Here is an 18,537-nt window from a genome sequence, read left to right as displayed (position 1 = left end):
GGGAGCCTTCCTGTCCAATCCGCTATCCTGAGCACTCCACCGCTCCGGACCACCCCATGGAACTGCACATTCGCCTGGACGGCCGCAAAGGCTTGGCCGACCAGCTCTATCAGCAGCTGCGCGCCGGTATCGACAGCGGCCACCTGGCCGCCGGTACCCAACTGCCGCCTACCCGCCTGCTGGCTGAACAACTGGGCGTATCGCGCAAGACCGTGGCCGAGGCCTACTCACGGCTGACCTACGACAACCTGCTCAGCGGCGTGGTCGGCCGTGGCACGTTCATCACTCCGCGCCAACCCCTGCGCAGCCATGAATCAGCCACCGTTCCCCTGGCCGGTGCCGCATCCCTCGAACGCTGGCAGCAGCGCGCCACCGTGCTCGCCCAACGCCACCTGCAAACGCCCTCGCGCTATGACTTTGTCGGCGGGGCATCGAGCAAGTCGCAGTTCCCGTTCGACCAATGGCGCAGCTGCCTGAATTATGCCCTGCGCCGCAGCCAGCGCCACCCCGAACGGCAGTTCCAGGCGCAGGGCCTGCCGGAGCTGCGCGAGGCGATTGCCCACCACATCGCCTACGCCCGCGGCGTGCACTGCAGCGCGGCTGACCTGCTGGTGTGCAACGGCGCCCAGCAAGCGCTGGACCTGATCGCCCGGGTACTGGTTGAGCCAGGCTGCCAGGTGGCCATGGAAGACCCCGGCTACCCGCCGGCACGGCAACTGTTTCTGGCCCTGGGTGCACGCCTGCAATCGGTGCCGGTGGATGATGAAGGCCTGTGCGTGGAGCAGATCGCCGATGGCACCCGGCTGATCTACGTAACGCCCTCGCACCAGTTCCCGCTGGGCATGCCCATGAGCGAGCCACGCCGGCATGCCCTGCTGGCGCGGGCTGCCGAGCTGGGTGCACTGATCATCGAAGATGACTACGACTGCGAGTTCCGCTACCACGGGCCAGCTTCGGACGCACTCCAGCGCCTGGACCGGCATGGGCTGGTGGCCTATGTCGGGACCTTTTCCAAGACCTTGCTGCAAGAACTACGCCTGGGCTATGCCGTATTGCCGCCTGCCGTACTGCAAGCCGCTTGCGTGGCAAAGCACCTGAGCGACTGGCACAGCCCGACTTTGCTGCAATGGGCGCTGGCGCGTTTTTTAGGCGAAGGCCACCTGAACAAGCACATCCGCCGCTGCCACGAGGTCTACAGCGCCCGCCGCGAGCGCATCCTGGGGCGCCTGGGGGGCGACCTGGCACCGTGGTTCAGCGCAATACCCGCAAGCGCCGGGTTCCACCTCAGCGCCTTGGCGGCGCCCGGGGTGGATGTGGAGTTACTGGCCAACCTCGCACGCAAGGTAGAGGTCGGCCTGTATTCACTGGCGCCATTCTTCAGCGAAGCGCCGGTCCGCCCGGGGCTGTTGATGGGCTTCGGCGCCATCGAACTGCTGGACATCGACCCGGCACTGGACCGGGTGCGCGATACCCTGCAACGCCTCAGCTGACCGGCGCGGCGTTACCTGGTGCGACCGGTCGCGCGATGGCTGCGGCGTAACCGCGCGGATTGAAGCAGCTGGTTACCAGCAACATGGCCACCACGGTCACGGTGAGCAGCATCCACGACGCCTGGAAGTCACCGCTCACGTCACGCAGCCAGCCGGTGATATACGGCACGATACCGGTGATGATAAAGCCGATGCCCTGCACGAACGCCGCCAGGCTGCCGGCCTCGGCGGGCGTCTTCAGGTGCTCCAGGGTCAGCGTCAGGCTCTGGCTGAAGCAGGCGCCCAGGCCAAAACCGATCATCGCGACCCACAGCCCCGAAGCCTGCGTGGGTGCCAGCAGCAGGCCAAGGAAACCGGCCAGCTGGATCGTCAGTGCCAGCCACAGGCCCGGGCGGCGGTCGGCCCAACGCCGCAGCAACAGCGGCAACCCCAGAGCGCCGGCCACCTGGAACACCGTCATCAGGCCGACCAGGTCTGCGCCGCCCTGAGCACTGCCGCCGTGCTCGATATGGTACGCCGGCAGCCACGCCACCATGCTGGTGTAGCCGCCATTGATCAGGCCGAAGTACAAGGCCAGCAACCAGGCCCGGCGCGTGCTGAACCAGTGCCCGCCTGCAGCGCCGGCCAGCTTTGGCGCCCCCTGCCGTGGCCGCAGTACGGCCCACGCCACCAGTGCCAGCAGCGCCGGGATCGCCCACAGGCCAAGGCCGACCTGCCAGTGACCGAAATGGCCGCTGATATGGGGACCAAGCACCGCAGCCATGCCGCCACCACTCATCAACGCCGCCGAGTACAGCCCCATCGCCCCCGCCAGGCGGCTTGGAAACCAGCGGTTGACCAGGCCCGGCATCATGCCCTGCACCACCGCCACGCCCAGGCCGGCGACCACCGCACTGGCAATCAACGCCCAGGCGCTGTCCAGTTGCAGGCGCCACAGGCAGGCCAGGGCAATTGCAGCCAGGCCACCGAGCATGCCGCCATGCTCGCTGATCCAGCGTCGCAGCCAAGGCTGCAGCAACGGCACCAGGCCCATGCACAGCACCGGCACCGCCGTCAGCAGGGCTGCCTGCTGGTAGCCCAGCCCGGTGCTGGCGCGCATGGGTTCGAGTAACGGGCCGATACTGGTCAGGATCGGCCGCAGGTTCAGCGCCAGCAGGATCACCAGCAACAGGTTCAAAGCAGCTCTCATTGTGAATCGGTTCTCGGGTAGCAGGACCCGGCCATTATCCCGGCTTGGCAGGCCTGGCAGAAATGAAGAGATTGGATGCTTGTCAGTGGCCACCTGAATGGACGATTGGCCTCCAGCTTATGTGTGCAATTGGCTATCGGGGAGGCCAAAGGGCAGCGTTACAGTAGTGCCATTCCCATCCCATACCCTTTGGAGACAGCCATGCACAACCGTATCGAATGGGCCAAGCACGCCCCGGAAGCCTACAAAGCCATGGTCGGCCTGGAACAGGCCCTGGCCAAGAGCGGCCTGGAGAGCTCGCTGCTGGAGCTGGTGCGCCTGCGCGCTTCGCAGATCAACGGCTGCGCCTATTGCGTCAACCTGCACGCCAACGATGCGCGCAAGGCAGGTGAGACCGAAGCGCGCTTGCAGACCTTGAGCGTGTGGCGCGAAACCGCCTACTTCACCCCGCGTGAACGTGCGGCACTGGCCTGGGTAGAAAGCCTGACTCGACTGCCTGAGGACGGCGCGCCGCAGGGGCAATATGAAGCCCTGCAGGAACACTTCGAGCCGGCCGAGGTGGTCAACCTGACCCTGGCGATTGCCACCATCAATGCCTGGAACCGCTTCGGGGTCGGGTTTGCCATGGTGCCGGCCTGATCATTCAATGATCGCAGCACCGGCCCTATCGCCGGCAAGCCAGCTCCCACAGGTACTCCGCAAGCCTCGAATACTGTGGAGAACATGTGGGAGCTGGCTTGCCGGCGATAGGGCCGCTACAGGGAACAACTACCGCCCGGCCAACCGCGCTCGATAGCTTCCGGGGCTCTGCCCGGTCCACTTCTTGAACGCTCGGTGAAACGCACTGGGCTCCTGGAAACCTGCCTGCTCGGCTATTTCGGCAATGCTCAATGTCCCTTCGCGCAACCGCTCGAAGGCCATTGCCCGGCGCACCTCATCCTTGATCTGCTGATAGGAACGCCCCTCCCGCTCCAGTTGCCGGCGGAACGTACTGGCACTGATCCCTTGCTGCTGTGCCAGCGCCGCCAGTGTCGGCCACTGCCCATAGTGCCGCGCGCGCAGGTGCCGGTATACCTCGGCCACCAGCCCATTCTGGTTGCGAAAGCGGATCACCAGCCCCTGCGGCGCACTGCGCAGAAAGGTTTTCAGGGTCGCCAGGTCCTGCACCACCGGCAGACGCAGGTAGGCGCTGTCGAACTCCACTTCGGTACGCCCGCTGCCCAGGCGCAGGTCCGGGCCCCACAACAGCAGGTCGTCTTCCTGGGCCGGGCGCGACACTGCTAGCTCGGTACGGTCGATGGCGATGCGCCGCCCGGCCAGCCAGCACAACATGCCGATCATCAGCACCAGGTAGGTTTCCTCGGCATACACCCGGGTCAGCGGGTCGGCAATGCTCGACTGCACGCTGATCAGCGCGCGCCCACCGCGCACCGTCAGGCTGCCGCGAAGGTCGTGCAGGAACAGGCCGAAGCCACCCAGGCACTGGCGCAAGGCCTTTTCCAGGTTCGGTTCAAGGATCAGCCCCCGGCAGATCAGGGCGAAACTGCCCAACGGCATGCCATGGCTGTCGAGACGGAAAAACTCGTCGCCCAGGTGCTGGATCTGCGCCAGCCACAGCTCGGCGAAGGCCTTGGCCGGTACGCGTGCCTGGGGCTGTTCAAGCAGCTGCGGGTCGATGCCTACCGCGTGCAACTGTGCATCACGCTCGGCTGGGCTGTCGCGCAGGGCGTGGAGCATGGCATTGAGAAAGTACACGGCGACCGAATCGCTATCGCGCATGGTGGTTTTCGCTGTCTATGCTGAGTGGCAAAAAGTGCCAGGTTGTTTGAACAGATCCGGCATAGGCTGCAACAGAGCCTTTGCCTAGACTCGATCCCACTCCGGGACCGCCGGCCATTCTCGCAGAGCCTGGCCCGGTCCCGCCATGCCTAAGCTTACGGAGCCTCTATGAGCAGCCCAGAAATCTACGTCGTCAGTGCCGTGCGTTCCGCCATCGGTGGTTTTGGAGGCTCGCTCAAGGACCTGCCCCTGGCCGACCTGGCAACTACCATCACCCGCGCCGCCATTGAGCGCTCGGGCGTGGCCGCCGAGCAGATCGGCCATATGGTCATGGGTACCGTGATCCCGACCGAACCGCGCGATGCCTACCTGTCGCGGGTTGCCGCAATGAACGCCGGCATCCCCAAGGAAACCCCTGCCTTCAACGTCAACCGCCTGTGCGGCTCGGGCCTGCAGGCCATCGTTTCTGCCACCCAGTGCCTGCTGCTCGGTGATGCCGACGTGGCCGTGGCCGCCGGTGCCGAGTCCATGAGCCGTGGCCCGTACCTGCTGCCGCAGGCGCGCTGGGGCGCGCGCATGGGCGACCTGCAAGGCATCGACTACACCGTCGGCGTGCTGCAGGACCCGTTCGAACACTTCCACATGGGCATCACCGCAGAAAACGTCGCCGCCAAACACGGCATTACCCGCCAGATGCAGGATGAACTGGCCCTGACCAGCCAGCGCCGCGCCGCCCGCGCCATTGCCGAAGGCCGTTTCGACAGCCAGATCGTCCCGGTGGAGCTGAAAACCCGCAAAGGCACCGTACAGTTCGCCGTGGACGAACACGTGCGTGGCGACGTTACCGCCGAGCAACTGGCCGGCATGAAGACCGTGTTCAAGAAGGACGGCACCGTGACTGCCGGCAACGCCAGCGGCATCAACGATGGCGCGGCCGGCCTGGTGCTGGCCAGCGGTGATGCCGTGCGTCGCCTGGGCCTGAAGCCGCTGGCGCGCCTGGTGGGCTATGCCCACGCCGGTGTCGAGCCCGAACTGATGGGCCTTGGCCCGATCCCGGCCACCCGCAAGGTGCTGGAAAAGACCGGCCTGAAACTGCAGGACCTGGACGTAATCGAGTCCAACGAAGCGTTCGCCGCCCAGGCCTGCGCCGTGGCCCGCGAGCTGGGCTTCGACCCGGAGAAGGTCAACCCCAATGGTTCGGGTATTTCCCTGGGCCACCCGGTGGGTGCCACTGGCGCAATCATCGCCACCAAGGCCATCCATGAACTGCAGCGCATTCAGGGCCGCTACGCCCTGGCCACCATGTGTATCGGTGGCGGCCAAGGCATCGCCGTAGTCTTCGAGCGCGTCTGAGGGAGCCTGGCACATGAGCATTGAACAGATCGCCGTGATCGGCGCCGGCACCATGGGCAACGGCATTGCCCAGGTGTGCGCTGTCGCCGGCTACCAGGTGCTGCTGGTGGATGTTTCCGACGCGGCGCTGGAGCGCGGCGTGGCCACCTTGAGCAAGAACCTCGAGCGCCAGGTCAGCAAGGGCACCCTGGATGCGGACAAGGCCGCTGCGGCGAAAACGCGTATCCGCGCCAGCACCGACTACGCCCAGCTCAGCAGCGCGCAGCTGGTGATCGAGGCCGCCACCGAAAGCCTGCAGCTCAAGCAGCGCATCCTGCAGCAAGTGGCCGCCAACGTCGCTGCCGACTGCCTGATCGCCACCAACACTTCGTCGCTGTCGGTCACCCAGCTGGCCGCCAGCATCGAGCACCCCGAGCGCTTCATCGGTGTGCACTTCTTCAATCCGGTGCCGATGATGGCGCTGGTGGAGATCATTCGCGGCCTGCAGACCAGCGACAGCACCTACGCCCAGGCGCTGGTGGTGACTGAAAAGGTCGGCAAGACCCCGATCACCGCAGGCAACCGCCCGGGCTTCGTGGTCAACCGCATCCTGGTGCCGATGATCAACGAGGCGATCTTCGTGCGCCAGGAAGGCCTGGCCAGTGCCGAGGACATCGACACCGGCATGCGCTTGGGCTGCAACCAGCCCATCGGCCCGCTGGCCCTGGCCGACCTGATCGGCCTGGACACCCTGCTGGCGATCATGGAGGCCTTCCATGAAGGCTTCAGCGACAGCAAGTACCGCCCTGCCCCGCTGCTCAAGGAAATGGTCGCGGCCGGTTGGCTGGGGCGCAAGACCGGCCGCGGTTTCTTCACCTACTGAGGACAAGGCGCCATGCCCCCGGTCAATGCCGCAATGCGCTGTGCCAGCTTTGAGGAGCGACGCGACCGGGCCATGGCGCTGTTTGCCGAAAAGGGCTTTGGCCAAGTCAGCATGCGCGAGCTGGCGGCCCATGTGGGGCTGACTGCGGGCTCGCTGTACCATCACTTTCCCAGCAAGCAGGACCTGTTGTACGACTTGATCGAGGAGTTGTACGAAGAACTGCAGGCCACCCTGGACCAAGGCCGCCGGGCCATGGCCCGCGGTGCCTCGGCATTGGGCTGCCTGATTGCAGCGCACTGGCAATTGCATGCCGAGCGGCCGATGCAGTTTCGCTTGGCGGAGCGCGACTTGTGCTGCCTGAGCGATGACCAGCAGGCGCGCCTGGCCTTGTTGCGCAAACGTTACGAGGCGGGGTTGCTGAGGTTGATCGCGCCACAGGCAAAGTTGCAGGGGCAAGCCTTGGTGGCGACGGCGCATGTGGTGGCGACGCTGCTGAACCAGTTGCCGGGGATGTTGAAGGCATTGCCAGAGGAACAGGGGCTGGGGCTGATGGAGAGCATGTTGGCAGGTGGTATAGAGCGCACCCTGCGATAGCCTGTACTGGCCCTATCGCCGGCAAGCCGGCTCCCACAGGTACGCTGCAGATCTCAAGGCCTGGGCAGTACTTGTGGGAGCTGGCTTGCCGGCGATAGGGCCACCAGCTTTAACGCAAAAGTCTCTGGATCTGCTCGTGCAAGGTATCCAGGTCGAACGGTTTGGCCAGGATCGGTGCCTTGCGGGTGATCGGGCTGCCAGACTCGAGAATCTCGGCCGGGTAGCCACTGATGAATATCACCTTCAGGTCTGGCCGCAACTTCACCGCAGGCTCGGCAATATCCACCCCGGAGATGCCACCCGGCAAGCGGAAGTCCGTCACCATCAGGTCCAGGTGCGGTTTGCTGGCCAGGATCGCAAACGCCTGCTCGCCATCTTCGGCAACCAGCACGTGGTACCCCTCACCCGCCAGGTAATCGCGCAAAATCATGCGAATCGCAGGTTCGTCCTCGACGACCAACACCACATCTTGTGCATCTTCACTCATGTTAACGCCTTGAAATTCTTACAGTTGGCCATCAGACCCCAGGCTCACGCAGAGGTTGCCCGCGCCTGGTCGTTTTGTTCTTTGAATGTTGCAAGCGGCAATTGCAGGGTGAATGTGGCGCCCTTGCCTTCCTCGCTTTCAACCCGTATCCGGCCACCGTGCGCCTGCACGATCTGTTCGGAGATGTACAACCCCAAACCCAAGCCTCCGCTGGCTTGCTGGGCAGCGACGCGCTCAAATTGCTGGAAGATCCGCTGCTGGTTGACGGCGCTGATACCGATGCCCTGATCCTGCACCTGCACCCAAGCCATGCCCTCCTGCTCGAACACTCGCACCTGCACCGGTTTGCGCTCGCCGTAACGCATTGCGTTGGACAACAGGTTGGCCACTACTTGTTCAATCCGGAATTCGTCCCACTCACCCTTCAATGCTTCGCAGCGCTGCAGTTCGATGTGGGTTTCCAATGCCATGGCCTGCGCGGTGAAGTTTTCCACCAACCCACGCACCAGTTGGGCGAGGTCAAACAGCCTGGGGCGCAGCGACAATTTACCGGTACGGATGCGCGAAACATCAAGCATATCCTCGACCAACCGGATCAGGCTGTTGATCTGCCGCTCGTCGCGCTCGACCATGGCCTGCAGCTTGTCGGCGCTGAAGGCATCCAGGTTGCCCCGCGCCAGGTGCATCTTGCGCAACTGGGTTTCCAGGATCAGGCCATTGAGCGGCGTACGCACCTCGTGGGAGACGATCGACATGAAGTCGTCACGCATGCGCACGGCATGCTCCAGCTCACATCGCGCCACCTGCAGCTGGCTGAGCAAAAGCTCTTGCTCCTGGCGGCTATGCTCCAGGGCTTCCAGCTGCCGGCCAAGCACCTTGCGCTGGCGGAAAAGGTCAACAAACACCGAGACCTTGCTTTTTACCGCCAGGGTATCGAGCGGCTTGTGCAGAAAGTCCACGGCCCCGCTCTCGTAGCCCTTGAAGGCATAGTTCATCTCGCGGCCGGCCGCGCTGACGAAAACGATCGGGATGTTCTTGGTCTTGTCGGTGCCGCGCATCAACTCGGCAAGTTCGAAACCGTTCATGCCCGGCATTTGTACATCGAGGATGGCCAGCGCGAATTCGTGCTCAAGCAGCAACGACAACGCCGCTTCGGCAGACTGGGCCTGGTGCACCTCGCGGTCTTCGCCCTGGATCAGGGCATCGAGCGCCAGCAGGTTTTCCGGCAGGTCGTCGACAATCAGCAGTTTGGCGATGGTGTGGCTTAGCATGCGCTATATTCCAAGGTCGCGAGCAGCTGCCCGATACCACTCAGAGTAAGGATATGGTCGGGCTGGTGCAGGGCCAGGGCGGCCTCCGGCATCAGGGCGACCTGTGCGTCGCGAGGGTCCTGGACTATCGTGCGGCCCCCATTGTTCTTGATATAGGCAAGGCCCCTGGCGCCGTCTTCGTTGGCACCGGTGAGCAGCACGCCAAGCAGGCCGTCGCCATAGGCATCGGCCGCCGAGATGAACAAAAAATCGATTGCTGGACGCGAGAAATGCACGGGTTCTTCCTGGCTCAGCGACAGCGTCAGGTCGTGCTCCACCGACAGGTGGTAACTCGGCCCCGCCACATAGATCTGCCCGCTGCTGATGGGTTCCTTGTCACATGCCTCGTGCACCGGCCGATGCAGCCGACGCTGCAGCACTTCGGCCAGTTGGCTGTGGCGGTCGTCCGGCAGGTGCAGCACGCAAAGCACAGGTAGGGCGAACGCCGGTGGCAGCGCGCCGAGCACTTCGAACAATGCCGCCACGCCGCCAGCCGAGGCGCCGATCACCACTGCGCGTACGCCGTTCATGATTTACGGAAGATCCGTTCGGGCTTGACCAGCGGCTCGAACCGGTCGCTGTAGGCCGAAAAGTCCACCGACTCCTTGCTGCCCAGCACCAGGAAACCCCGGTGGCAGAGCGACTCGTGGAACAGCCCGAGGGCGCGGTCCTGCAGCTCCTTGTTGAAGTAGATCAGCACGTTGCGGCACGACACCAGCTGGGTCTCGGAGAACACGCTGTCGGTGGCCAGGCTGTGATCGGCGAACGTCACGTTGTCACGCAAGCTGCTGTCCATGATGGCGTTGCCATAGGCCGCTGTGTAGTACTCGGTAAAGTCACGACGGCCGCCGGCCAGGCGGTAGTTTTCCTCGTACTCGCGCATGCTCTGCATCGAGTAGATGCCCTGCTTGGCCCTGTCCAGCGAATGCGGATTGATGTCGGTGGCGTAGATGATGGTGCGCTCAAGCAGCCCTTCCTCACGCAACAGGATGGCCATGGAATACACCTCCTCCCCCGTGCTGCAGCCCGCGATCCAGACCTTGATCGAGGGCCAGGTGCGCAGCAGCGGCACCACTTCGTTGCGCACGGCAAGGAAGTGGTCAGGGTCGCGGAACATCTCGCTGACCGGGATCGTCAGGTACTGCAGCAATTGCATGAACATGCCCGGGTCGTGCAGTACGCGCTCCTGCAGCGCCGATACCGTCAGGCAATCGAACTGGCGCAGCGCATGCAGGATCCGGCGCTTGATCGAGGCGCCGGAATAATTGCGGAAATCGTAGCTGTACTTGAGGTAGATGGCCTCGATCAGCAAGCGGATTTCGATGTCGGTGTTACGTTCGCTAGTCAAATTCGCTCCAGTTGCGGCAGCCATACACGAATCAACGAGAACAAACGGTCCAGGTCGATCGGTTTGGCCAGGTAATCATTGGCTCCGGCCTGCAGGCAACGCTGCTGGTCATCCTTCATGGCCTTGGCGGTCACGGCGATGATCGGCAGCTTGCGCCAGCGTGCCTGCTGGCGGATCAGCCGAGTGGCCTCGAAGCCGTCCATTTCAGGCATCATCACGTCCATCAGCACCAAGTCGATGTCGTCATGCTGCTCCAGGCGCTCGATGGCCTCGCGGCCGTTACGGCCAATCTCGACGATGGCGCCCTTGTGCTCCAGGGCACTGGTCAGGGCGAAGATGTTACGCACGTCGTCATCCACCAGCAGCACCTTGCGCCCTTCGAACACCTTGTCGCGGCTACGCGCAGTCTTGAGCATGCGCTGGCGTTCGTTGGACAGCTGCGATTCTACCTTGTGCAGGAACAGCGTCACTTCGTCGAGCAGGCGCTCCGGCGAACGCGCGCCCTTGATGATGATCGAACGCGAGTACTTGAGCAGGTCGGCTTCTTCTTCGCGGGTCAGGTTGCGCCCGGTGTAAACGATTACCGGCGGGAAGGAACGGATATCCTCGGCGGTCATACGCTTGAGCAGCTCATTGCCGAGCATGTCCGGCAGCTTGAGGTCGATGATCATGCAGTCGTAGATGTTCTCGCGCAACAGCGCCAAGGCATCCTGGGCCATGGCCACGGCAGTGATCTCGATATCGTCGTCGCCAATCAACCGGGCGATGCTCTCGCGCTGCAGGTCGTCGTCCTCCACCAGCAGGATATGCTTGAGCTTTTGGGTAAGTTTGGCTTCCAGGCGAGCGAAGACTTCCTTGAGCTCCTCGCGACTGGTGGGTTTCACCGCATACCCCACCGCGCCCATGTGCATGGCCGCTTCGACGCGGTCTTCCACGGAAATGATGTGCACCGGGATATGGCGGGTGCCGGCCTGCTCCTTGAGGCGCTGCAGAACGGTCAGGCCCGAGTGGTCGGGCAGGCGCATGTCCAGCAGGATGGCATCCGGTATGTACTGGGCCGCCAGCTCGAAGCCTTCGTCGGCACCATGAGCCACCAGGCAGCTATAGCCCAGTTCGTGCGCAAGGTCGAAGAGGATGCGGGCAAAGTTGGGCTCGTCTTCGATCACCAGAATGCAACGGGTATCGAAGGGTGCCCGCTCGCGGTCGTCGGCAAAGGTCGGTGCCGGGCGCATGGCAGCAGCGGCCACCGGCACTTGCGGTGCAGGCGGCAACGCGTCGACGGCAGGGCGCAGGCTTTGCGGCTCGATGTCTTCGGCCTCGGCGGCGTAGCGTTCCGGCAGGATCAGGCTGAACACACTGCCCTGGCCAGGGGTGCTGTCGACATTGATCTGGCCACCGAGCAAATGCGCCAGGTCACGGGAAATCGACAGGCCCAGGCCGGTGCCACCGTAGCGGCGGTTGCTGGTGCCATCGACCTGATGGAAGGCGCCGAAGATCGCCTGCTGCTGATCGGCAGCAATGCCGATGCCGCTGTCGCGCACGGCGAACACGATACCGCTGTCAGCCTGGAAGCTGACGTTCATGCTGACCTGGCCGCGCTCAGTGAACTTGATGGCGTTGGACAACAGGTTCTTGAGGATCTGCTCCAGGCGCTGACGGTCCGTGAACAGGGTGGCCGGCACCTGCGGCTCGACCTTGACCTCGAAGGCCAGGCCCTTGTGGCCGGCAAGCGGCTGGAACATGCCGCGCAAGCCTTCTGCCAAGCGCTCGACCTGGGTGGTTTCGGGGCGTACTTCGAGTTTGCCGGCCTCGACCTTGGCGATGTCGAGAATGTCGTTGATCAGGTTGAGCAGGTCGTTGCCGGCCGAGTAGATGGATTCGGCGAACTTGACCTGCTCCTCGCTGAGGTTGCCTTCGCCGTTTTCTGCCAACAGCTTGGCCAGGATCAGCGAGCTGTTCAGCGGCGTGCGCAGCTCGTGGGACATGTTGGCAAGGAATTCGGACTTGTACTTGCTCGAGCGCTGCAAGTCGTCGGCGCGGGCCTGCAATTCCAGCTGCGCCCGGCCCAGTTCATCGTTCTTGCGGTCGAGCGCATCGGTGCGTTCCGACAACTGCTCGTTGGTCTGCTCCAGCTCGGCCTGTTGGGTTTCCAGGTGGGCCTGGGACTCCTTGAGCACCCGCGACTGCTCCTCGAGCTCTTCGTTGGCAGTCTTGAGCTCTTCCTGTTGCACCTGCAGCTCTTCATTCAGTTGCTGAGTTTCGGCCAGCACTTCCTGCAGGCGCTGACGATAACGGGCACTTTCGATGGACATGCCGAGGTTGCCGCCGACGCGTTCTAGCAGCTCTTCGTCGCGTTCTTCCAGGGGGCGCAGGAAACCCAGCTCGATCACCCCGTTGATCTGACCGTCTTCGGTAGCCGGCATCAGCAGCGCACTGCGCGGCAAGCCGCTGCCCAGGCCGGAACTGAGGCGATAGAAGTCTTCTGGCAGGTCATCCAGGCGCAACAGGCGGCCTTCGCGTACCGCCTGGGCCAACAGGCCGTCGTGGTCCAGCCTGATCTGCTCGCGAGCCTGCTCTTCGGCGCCCAGGCCATAACAGGCCACGCGCACCAGGCGGCCATGCTCGTCGCGCACATACACGGCGCCCACCACGCTGCCCAGATAAGAAGCGAAGAAGCGCAGGATGTTGTCGCCGAGCATGGGCAAGGTCAGTTGCCCGAGCACCTGCTGAGCCAGCTGGGTCTGGCCGTTGCGCAACCAGGCCTGCTGCTCCAGGCGCTGCGCCGAGCGTTGCTGGGCCTGAAGGTTTTCATCGTAGCTGGTCGACAGTGCCAGCAGGTCTCGACGGCCCAGATACGCCAGCAAGGCACTGAGGCTGACGATGAACAGCACGAAGGCCGAGATCGCCGTCAAAGTGACGGAACTGACCTTTTCGTTACGGGCCATGCGCAGTTGTTGTTCGGTGCTGATCAGGCCATCGAATTCCTTGCGGATTTCATCGGTGATGCGCTTGCCCCGGCCATTGCCGATCGACGCCTGGTAATCGCCCTGGCTGCGGCGCAGGGTAATCATCTCGTTGCCGAAGTCGTTCCAGGCCTGCTGCAAGGCAATCAGCCGGTCGATGCGATCGACCTGCTGCGGGTTGTCCTCGACCATGCCGCGCAGGCTTTGCAGGCTGCCGAGAATACGTGGCTTGGCTACCTCGTAGGGGTCAAGAAAACGCTCGTCACCCGTGATCAGAAAACCGCGCATGCCGGTTTCCATGTCGATCGACAGCTTGACCGTTTCGTTGGCATTGCCGATCACCCGGTCGGTGTGCTCGACCCACTGCATGGCCGAAAGCAGGTAGTTGATTACCGCGACAAAGGCCACGGCCCCCAGCAGGCCTACCCCCAGGGGGAGGCCGATGTTGCGGCTCAACAGCTTGCGAAAGCTTCGCTGGTCCATCGAGGCTGCTTGAATCATGTGAAAACGCCCGAGCAAGAAAAGTCCATTGGAAAGAGTGGCGGATCAGTCGTTGTTGTTATCTGCCACTGCGCCGTCCTGATAAGCGAGTCTAACCAGCTTTGAAGGGTCTGGCAGGGCATTTAGCCAGTATTTGAAGGCTGTGTGCTCCAATCGTTCCATCTGATTGCAGGGATCGGTATCCTCGGGAACTTCTGCTGCCACCAGGTGCACAGATTAAAGACATTCATTTGTACAGGATCCGAACCATGCATCTTCTTGTAGTCGAAGACGACGACATCGTACGCATGCTGATGGTCGAAGTGCTCGACGAGTTGGGCTACACGGTCATTGAGGCACAAGACGCCGCAGCCGCCCTGCGGGTGCTCGAAGACCCGAGCCAGACACTGGCACTGATGATGACCGATGTGGGTTTGCCGGACATGCGTGGCGAGGTGCTGGCAGGCAAAGCGCGCGAGCTGCGGCCACTGCTGCCCGTGCTGTTCGCCAGTGGCTATGCCGACAGCATCAATGTGCCCGAGGGCATGCACCTGATCGGCAAGCCGTTCAGCATCGACCAGTTGCGGGACAAAGTGGTGGCCATTCTCGGTCCGGTTTGAGATTGGGGCTCCCTGTACCGGCCCCTTCGCGGGTAAACCCGCTCCCACAGGGACCGCACCGTTTCGAACGCTGTGCAGTACCTGTGGGAGCGGGTTTACCCGCGAATAGGCCAGTACAGGCAACACAGCTCACAGCTCCCTGCGCAACAGATAGGTATCCATGATCCACCCCTTGCGCCGCCTCTGCTGCTCACGCACCTCCAGTATCCGTGCCTTCACCGCCTGCAACGGCCCGGCAATCAGCACTTCATCCTCAGTCCCCAGGTAAGCGCCCCAATAGATCATCAACTCCGGGTCGTCGAGCTGGGCAAATGCGCACTGCCCATCGAGCATCACCACCACGTTGTCGATAGGTCCATGCCCGGCCAGGCGCCGCCCTGGCAGCACGGTCAGCGGCTCGCCGATGCGGTTGAGCGGCACCTGGTGACGCGCCGCCAGCGCCTGCACACTGCTGATGCCAGGGATTATCTGCAGGCGCAGCGCCACGCCGCGTTCGCGGACCAGTTCGAGAATACGCAGGGTGCTGTCGTACAGCGTCGGCTCGCCCCACAGCAGAAAAGCGCCGGTTTCCCCATCGCCAATCTCTTGCTCGATCAGCTGGGCGTACAGCGCAGCACGCTGCCGGTGCCAGTCCTGCACCGCGCCAAGGTAGTCATCCGCCTGGCCATCGCGCGAGGGGTCGGCCACCTGCACCAGGCGATAGCCACCTTCGGGACGGTAACGTTGCACAATGGCCTTGCGCAGGCGTACCAGTTCATCCTTGTCGCTGCCCTTGTCGAGCACGAAAAACACACAAGCGCTACGCAGCGCATCAACGGCTTCATACGTGATCTGGCGCGGGTCACCCGCGCCAATACCGATCAACAACAGGTCTTTCATCGCCCTGCCCTTTGCGGGAACCAGCAGCCATTGTCAGGCGGCTACCGGTATTTGGCAAAATGCCCGCTTAGAAGATCGAGAAGTTGTAGCTGACAATGACCCGTGTTTCATCCATGTCACGCGCCCACTTTTCATAATTGCTACGGTAAGTGGAATTACGCAGGCGCACGCTGACATCCTTGAAAGTGCCACTTTGCACCTGGTACTTGAACTCGGTGTCGCGCTCCCATTCCTTGCCTTCGGCGCTGCTGCCCGGCACCTTGATATTGTCGCCGTTGATGTAACGGGTGAAGAAGGTCAGGCCGGGCACACCCAGCGCCTTGAAGTCGTAGTCATAACGCACCTGCCAGGAACGCTCCTGAGCGGCGGCGAAGTCGTTGACCTGGGCATAGTTGACCAGGTACGGGTTGCTGCCATCCAGGTACGGCATGGCGCTGTCGCCATACATCCGCTGCCAGCCCGCACTGATCTTGTGGCCACCCAGGCTGTAGCCGAGCATGCCGCTGAAGGCGCGATGGTCGATTGCACCGGCGCGAGCGTTGCCAATGTCATCACTCTTGATCAGGCGCAGGTCGGCCGACAGGCTGCCTACCGCCAACGGCTGGCTGGCCACCAGGCCGAGGAAGTGCTGGCGGTAGATATTTTCCAGCTTGGCCACCTGGTATTGGGCGCTGATCCGCTCGTTGAAGCGGTAGTCGACACCGGCCAGGTCGAAGTGGTCAGCCTCGATGTCGCAGGCATAGCGCTTGTTCTTGCAGTGCACGCGGATGTCCTGGCGGTCGGTGGAATCCCGCGCGGTGTATTTGTCCAGACGGGCCAGGGTGAACTTCAAGTCGCGCACTTCTTCAGAAGTGAGCATGGCGCCATGGAACATGGTAGGCAGCAGGCGGCCGTCGTTGTATTTGAGCAAGGGCACATCCGGCATCATCGAGCCGTACTTGAGCACGGTATTGGACACCTTGACCTTGGCCGCCAGCCCCATCTTCGCGTACTGGTCAGCCGAGTGCCGAGGATCATGCCCGGAAGAAGGCAGCAAACCGCTGTTACTGTCCGCCGGGCTAGAGTCCAGTTTGAAACCGAACATGCCCAGTGCATCCACGCCGAAACCTACCGGCCCCTGGGTATAACCCGACTGCACATTAAGGATGAAACCTTGTGCCCATTCTTCCCGCTTGGACGCGCCTTGACTGGAACTGCTGTGGCCGTCACGAAAGTCCCGGTTGAAATAGACATTGCGTGCTTCAAGCTTGGCACTGCTGTCTTCAAGAAAACCGGCAGCCTGGGCGTTGGCACCGGCACACAAGAGAAACAGGCCGGCAACACGGCGCCCGTGGGCGAGGGGAAAAGGGGCAAACATGCGAAGAAACATCCAGAATCAAAGGCGAGTTAACACACTGCGGCACACACTGGCCACGGCACTGCGACAAGCCGAACAATCATCGGCTATCATCTGAAATGATCGCGCAATGGCTCTGCCGCGGGCCATTGGACCATGGTCTACACGTGCTGGGAGGCAGACCCGAAAAAACCGGGAAATAGCGCTCGCAAAACTAGGAAAGTTCCCGTCTTACTTGCAAAAGTTAGCAGTTTACCCAGTACCCATGAATGACTACACTCGATATCAGCGAACAGCGGAACCCACCCGCGTGGCTGGCGTTTTATGCGTATTCAATGTTCGTCACGCCCTGCCACGACTGACGTACAGGAGTGATTACAGTGTCCAGACTTGCAGAGTTTCGTGCTGCCGAAAAAGCGCTCCAGGAGCAGATGGCGCAACTGGAGGCGTTGAAAAAGGATGCCGGCCTCAAACGCGAAATCGAATTCGAGCAGAAACTAGTCGGCCTGATGAAAAGCTACGACAAGAGCCTGCGCGATATCATCGCCATCCTCGACCCCAAGGCGGTGGGCAGGGCTACCAGCCCAGCGCCCAAGCAACAGCGCCGCCCGCGGGTGGTAAAAGTTTATCAAAACCCGCACACCGGCGAGCGGATCGAGACCAAGGGCGGCAACCACCGTGGCCTCAAGGCCTGGAAAGAACAGTACGGAGGCGCCACGGTAGAAAGTTGGGTACGCTGATGAAACGTCCACGCGCACTTCACACTTTTTTCACAAGGGCTGGCTCAGTATCGAGACAGCTAAAGGACTAGCGACCCCACGCGCCCGCACATGCGGGCCTCTAATTCCAGCGCCCTGCCTTGTGCAGGGCGCTTTCATTTGCGCAATCAGCGCACTGCCGTATCATGGCCAGCCTGTCTGTTTTGCCGGTGCCCTGCGCCCGGCCCCGTCTCAGGAGTTCCCATGAGCCTGCACGATCTGCAAACCCTGCCTGGCGTCACCGCCCAACCGGATGCCGCTACCGCACAATTCGTCTTCAACCACACCATGCTGCGGGTCAAGGATATCGAGAAGTCGCTGGACTTCTACACCCGCGTGCTGGGCTTTCGCGTAGTCGACAAGCGCGACTTTCCCGAAGCCGCCTTCAGCCTGTACTTCCTGGCCCTGGTCGACCCGGCGCAGATTCCCGCCGATGACGCAGCACGCCACCAGTGGATGAAGTCCATCCCTGGCGTACTGGAGCTGACCCACAACCACGGCACCGAAAACGATGCCGAGTTCGCCTACCACAACGGCAACACCGACCCGCGCGGGTTTGGCCACATCTGCATCTCGGTGCCGGACGTGCGCGCCGCCTGTGCGCGCTTCGAAGCACTGGAAGTGCCCTTCCAGAAACGCCTGCAGGACGGGCGCATGAACCACCTGGCCTTCGTCAAGGACCCGGACGGTTACTGGGTAGAAGTGATCCAGCCGACCGAGCTCAAAGGCTAAGCGTTCATCGCCGTTCGCTCGTCGGACCGGGAACTCCCGGCCCCTTGCTGTGGTATATGAAGGTAACTGCTTCATATGCCACAGCGAGGTAAGGACGATGCAATCTCTTCACTGTGAATACCGCGAGCACACCATCACCGCCAGCGTGATGCCCCACCCCGACTCCCCCCTGCCCTACGCCGCCGGCTGCCTGATCACCGCGCCCGACGGGCATACCAGCAAGCGTCTGTCCATGCCAATGAAGTTTTTCTCCGACCTTGAGAATGCGCAGCATGTGTCGCTGGCCCATGGTCGGGCCCTGGTCGACCAGCAGCTGGATTACGGGCACAAGGTGTTCTGACCCTGGTATAGCCTGTA

General features: G+C 62.8%; 18 protein-coding genes. 9 read left to right on the top strand and 9 right to left on the bottom strand.

What is annotated here, in order from left to right; genetic code table 11:
* The first annotated feature begins 56 nt into the window (after positions 1 to 56).
* On the top strand, positions 57 to 1,490 hold the full coding sequence (locus JOY50_RS04975) for a PLP-dependent aminotransferase family protein (protein ID WP_132841185.1): 1,434 nt from the start codon (positions 57 to 59) through the stop codon (positions 1,488 to 1,490).
* Here JOY50_RS04975 and JOY50_RS04970 read toward each other — a convergent pair.
* Complete coding sequence (locus JOY50_RS04970; RefSeq protein ID WP_138736814.1) at positions 1,483 to 2,679, bottom strand: cyanate transporter; 1,197 nt, start codon at positions 2,677 to 2,679, stop codon at positions 1,483 to 1,485. The two genes, JOY50_RS04975 and JOY50_RS04970, sit on opposite strands and share 8 nt — an antisense overlap.
* Before the next feature lie 201 nt (positions 2,680 to 2,880).
* Here JOY50_RS04970 and JOY50_RS04965 point away from each other — a divergent pair, with 201 nt between their 5' ends.
* Positions 2,881 to 3,318, top strand: a complete 438-nt coding sequence (locus JOY50_RS04965; protein WP_132841190.1) for a carboxymuconolactone decarboxylase family protein — start codon at positions 2,881 to 2,883, stop codon at positions 3,316 to 3,318.
* A 129-nt stretch (positions 3,319 to 3,447) separates the two neighbouring features.
* Here the strand turns inward: JOY50_RS04965 and JOY50_RS04960 are convergent, their stop codons facing one another.
* Positions 3,448 to 4,458 (bottom strand): AraC family transcriptional regulator, encoded by a 1,011-nt coding sequence (locus JOY50_RS04960; RefSeq protein ID WP_132841192.1) that lies wholly within the window; start codon positions 4,456 to 4,458, stop codon positions 3,448 to 3,450.
* Between the two features lie 168 nt (positions 4,459 to 4,626).
* Between JOY50_RS04960 and JOY50_RS04955 the strand changes: the two genes are divergently transcribed.
* From JOY50_RS04955 to JOY50_RS04945, 3 genes are read left to right on the top strand one after another with little or no spacing between them, the layout of a single operon-like run.
* Positions 4,627 to 5,811, top strand: a complete 1,185-nt coding sequence (locus JOY50_RS04955) for an acetyl-CoA C-acyltransferase family protein (RefSeq protein ID WP_132841194.1) — start codon at positions 4,627 to 4,629, stop codon at positions 5,809 to 5,811.
* A 13-nt stretch (positions 5,812 to 5,824) separates the two neighbouring features.
* Positions 5,825 to 6,673 (top strand): 3-hydroxybutyryl-CoA dehydrogenase, encoded by an 849-nt coding sequence (locus JOY50_RS04950; RefSeq protein WP_132841196.1) that lies wholly within the window; start codon positions 5,825 to 5,827, stop codon positions 6,671 to 6,673.
* A 12-nt stretch (positions 6,674 to 6,685) separates the two neighbouring features.
* Positions 6,686 to 7,267 (top strand): TetR/AcrR family transcriptional regulator, encoded by a 582-nt coding sequence (locus JOY50_RS04945; RefSeq protein WP_016499123.1) that lies wholly within the window; start codon positions 6,686 to 6,688, stop codon positions 7,265 to 7,267.
* 109 nt (positions 7,268 to 7,376) lie between these two features.
* On the opposite strand, the gene JOY50_RS04940 is transcribed toward JOY50_RS04945, so the two are convergent.
* From JOY50_RS04940 to JOY50_RS04920, 5 genes are read right to left on the bottom strand one after another with little or no spacing between them, the layout of a single operon-like run.
* Entirely contained in the window at positions 7,377 to 7,754 is a 378-nt protein-coding gene (locus JOY50_RS04940) for a response regulator (RefSeq protein WP_019472991.1), read from the bottom strand.
* Positions 7,755 to 7,798: 44 nt separating this feature from the next.
* Positions 7,799 to 9,025, bottom strand: coding sequence for a hybrid sensor histidine kinase/response regulator (locus JOY50_RS04935; protein WP_132841198.1), 1,227 nt, complete (start codon positions 9,023 to 9,025; stop codon positions 7,799 to 7,801).
* Positions 9,019 to 9,594: a chemotaxis protein CheB gene (locus tag JOY50_RS04930; RefSeq protein ID WP_132841200.1), complete on the bottom strand. Its 576-nt coding sequence runs from the start codon at positions 9,592 to 9,594 to the stop codon at positions 9,019 to 9,021. Before JOY50_RS04930 ends, JOY50_RS04935 begins: the two co-directional genes overlap by 7 nt.
* A complete protein-coding gene (locus JOY50_RS04925) occupies positions 9,591 to 10,412 on the bottom strand; it encodes a protein-glutamate O-methyltransferase CheR (RefSeq protein WP_016499120.1) in 822 nt (273 codons plus the stop codon). The genes JOY50_RS04930 and JOY50_RS04925 overlap by 4 nt, the downstream gene beginning before the upstream one ends.
* Complete coding sequence (locus tag JOY50_RS04920) at positions 10,409 to 13,876, bottom strand: response regulator (protein ID WP_243054860.1); 3,468 nt, start codon at positions 13,874 to 13,876, stop codon at positions 10,409 to 10,411. Before JOY50_RS04920 ends, JOY50_RS04925 begins: the two co-directional genes overlap by 4 nt.
* Positions 13,877 to 14,124: 248 nt before the next feature.
* On the opposite strand from JOY50_RS04920, the gene JOY50_RS04915 reads away from it, so the two are divergent.
* Positions 14,125 to 14,475: a response regulator gene (locus JOY50_RS04915; protein ID WP_132841204.1), complete on the top strand. Its 351-nt coding sequence runs from the start codon at positions 14,125 to 14,127 to the stop codon at positions 14,473 to 14,475.
* 129 nt (positions 14,476 to 14,604) lie between these two features.
* Here the strand turns inward: JOY50_RS04915 and cobF are convergent, their stop codons facing one another.
* Both cobF and JOY50_RS04905 read right to left on the bottom strand, forming a co-directional pair.
* A complete protein-coding gene (gene cobF / locus JOY50_RS04910; protein ID WP_243054859.1) occupies positions 14,605 to 15,354 on the bottom strand; it encodes a precorrin-6A synthase (deacetylating) in 750 nt (249 codons plus the stop codon).
* A gap of 67 nt (positions 15,355 to 15,421) precedes the next feature.
* A complete protein-coding gene (locus tag JOY50_RS04905) occupies positions 15,422 to 16,711 on the bottom strand; it encodes an OprD family porin (RefSeq protein ID WP_132841209.1) in 1,290 nt (429 codons plus the stop codon).
* A 359-nt stretch (positions 16,712 to 17,070) separates the two neighbouring features.
* Between JOY50_RS04905 and JOY50_RS04900 the strand changes: the two genes are divergently transcribed.
* The 3 genes from JOY50_RS04900 (at position 17,071) to JOY50_RS04890 (ending at position 18,520) form a co-directional block, all read left to right on the top strand.
* On the top strand, positions 17,071 to 17,430 hold the full coding sequence (locus tag JOY50_RS04900) for a histone-like nucleoid-structuring protein, MvaT/MvaU family (protein ID WP_019473796.1): 360 nt from the start codon (positions 17,071 to 17,073) through the stop codon (positions 17,428 to 17,430).
* 222 nt (positions 17,431 to 17,652) lie between these two features.
* Positions 17,653 to 18,180: a lactoylglutathione lyase gene (gloA, locus tag JOY50_RS04895; protein WP_132841211.1), complete on the top strand. Its 528-nt coding sequence runs from the start codon at positions 17,653 to 17,655 to the stop codon at positions 18,178 to 18,180.
* Positions 18,181 to 18,277: 97 nt separating this feature from the next.
* A complete protein-coding gene (locus JOY50_RS04890) occupies positions 18,278 to 18,520 on the top strand; it encodes a hypothetical protein (protein ID WP_132841213.1) in 243 nt (80 codons plus the stop codon).
* Positions 18,521 to 18,537: the final 17 nt, after the last annotated feature.

The organism is Pseudomonas sp. BP01, from assembly GCF_022760795.1.
Taxonomy (GTDB): Bacteria; Pseudomonadota; Gammaproteobacteria; order Pseudomonadales; family Pseudomonadaceae; genus Aquipseudomonas; species Aquipseudomonas putida_Q.
The sequence above is the reverse complement of the archived record's forward strand: the minus strand, read 5'-3'. Positions and strand labels throughout refer to the sequence as shown.

Excerpts from the sequence above, each read along its gene's own strand:
- gloA (WP_132841211.1), top strand. The coding sequence starts at position 17,653 with ATGAGCCTGCACGATCTGCAAACCCTGCCTGGCGTCACCGCCCAACCG.
- JOY50_RS04935 (WP_132841198.1), bottom strand. The coding sequence starts at position 9,025 with ATGCTAAGCCACACCATCGCCAAACTGCTGATTGTCGACGACCTGCCG.
- cobF (WP_243054859.1), bottom strand. The coding sequence starts at position 15,354 with ATGAAAGACCTGTTGTTGATCGGTATTGGCGCGGGTGACCCGCGCCAG.
- JOY50_RS04975 (WP_132841185.1), top strand. The coding sequence starts at position 57 with ATGGAACTGCACATTCGCCTGGACGGCCGCAAAGGCTTGGCCGACCAG.
- JOY50_RS04965 (WP_132841190.1), top strand. The coding sequence starts at position 2,881 with ATGCACAACCGTATCGAATGGGCCAAGCACGCCCCGGAAGCCTACAAA.
- JOY50_RS04890 (WP_132841213.1), top strand. The coding sequence starts at position 18,278 with ATGCAATCTCTTCACTGTGAATACCGCGAGCACACCATCACCGCCAGC.
- JOY50_RS04930 (WP_132841200.1), bottom strand. The coding sequence starts at position 9,594 with ATGAACGGCGTACGCGCAGTGGTGATCGGCGCCTCGGCTGGCGGCGTG.
- JOY50_RS04955 (WP_132841194.1), top strand. The coding sequence starts at position 4,627 with ATGAGCAGCCCAGAAATCTACGTCGTCAGTGCCGTGCGTTCCGCCATC.
- JOY50_RS04940 (WP_019472991.1), bottom strand. The coding sequence starts at position 7,754 with ATGAGTGAAGATGCACAAGATGTGGTGTTGGTCGTCGAGGACGAACCT.
- JOY50_RS04905 (WP_132841209.1), bottom strand. The coding sequence starts at position 16,711 with ATGTTTGCCCCTTTTCCCCTCGCCCACGGGCGCCGTGTTGCCGGCCTG.
- JOY50_RS04915 (WP_132841204.1), top strand. The coding sequence starts at position 14,125 with ATGCATCTTCTTGTAGTCGAAGACGACGACATCGTACGCATGCTGATG.
- JOY50_RS04960 (WP_132841192.1), bottom strand. The coding sequence starts at position 4,458 with ATGCGCGATAGCGATTCGGTCGCCGTGTACTTTCTCAATGCCATGCTC.
- JOY50_RS04970 (WP_138736814.1), bottom strand. The coding sequence starts at position 2,679 with ATGAGAGCTGCTTTGAACCTGTTGCTGGTGATCCTGCTGGCGCTGAAC.
- JOY50_RS04945 (WP_016499123.1), top strand. The coding sequence starts at position 6,686 with ATGCCCCCGGTCAATGCCGCAATGCGCTGTGCCAGCTTTGAGGAGCGA.
- JOY50_RS04950 (WP_132841196.1), top strand. The coding sequence starts at position 5,825 with ATGAGCATTGAACAGATCGCCGTGATCGGCGCCGGCACCATGGGCAAC.
- JOY50_RS04920 (WP_243054860.1), bottom strand. The coding sequence starts at position 13,876 with ATGATTCAAGCAGCCTCGATGGACCAGCGAAGCTTTCGCAAGCTGTTG.